The sequence below is a fragment of the Psychrobacter sp. 1U2 genome (assembly GCF_051847575.1).
The window spans coordinates 1-787 of record NZ_JBPYDC010000887.1; the positions used below are offsets into that span (position 1 = coordinate 1).

General features: G+C 41.9%; 1 protein-coding gene. It reads left to right on the top strand.

What is annotated here, in order from left to right; translation table 11 throughout:
* Positions 1 to 530, top strand: a 530-nt coding sequence (locus tag ACS8FD_RS19350) for a solute carrier family 23 protein (RefSeq protein ID WP_439277057.1), incomplete at its 5' end; no start/stop codon positions are given.
* Positions 531 to 787: the final 257 nt, after the last annotated feature.

Consider the following 787-nt stretch of genomic DNA (forward strand, 5'->3'; position numbering starts at 1 on the left):
ATACCGCAGGTACGCTAGTGGCGACGACAAGCCAAGCGAAATTGATTGATAAAGACGGTAACATACCTAATATGGGCAAAGCATTGTTAGCAGATTCGACAGCGACGGTGACAGGTGCGATGCTTGGTACTTCATCGACCACCAGTTACGTTGAGAGTGTGGCAGGTATTGCTGCAGGCGGGCGTACGGGACTTGTGGCGGTAACGGTCGGAGTGATGTTCTTATTAAGTACTTTTTTTGCACCGCTGGCTGGTATGATTCCAGCGTATGCTACCGCTGGCGCTATCTTTTACGTCGCTGTACTGATGTTAGGTACGCTAAAAGACATCAATTGGGCGGATTTGACAGATGCAGCACCCGTTGTCGTCGTGTTGTTATTTACGCCGCTGACATACTCTATCGCTGATGGCATTGCGCTTGGTTTTATTACCTTTACCGCAGTTAAGCTGATGTCTGGCAAAGTCAATGAAGTGACTCTACCAGTATGGGTGCTAACAATCATCTTACTTGTTAAGATTATATGGCTATAACTTATTTGGACGTTTATTTGCGCTATGTCTGTCGATATTTAAACCAAGGCAGGTTGAATATAGTGTAAACATACACTGCCAATAAGCATTAATGACAACTACTTTTTACCCTCCTTATCTTTGATTGATAAGGAGGGTTTTTTATGCAGAGTATAAAAGTTTTTGACCAAAGGATTAACATTATGGCTGCAAAAAACCTTATTAAATAACCAATAATCAACAAAAGACCATCAATTAGAAGCTAGCTATAATTTCAT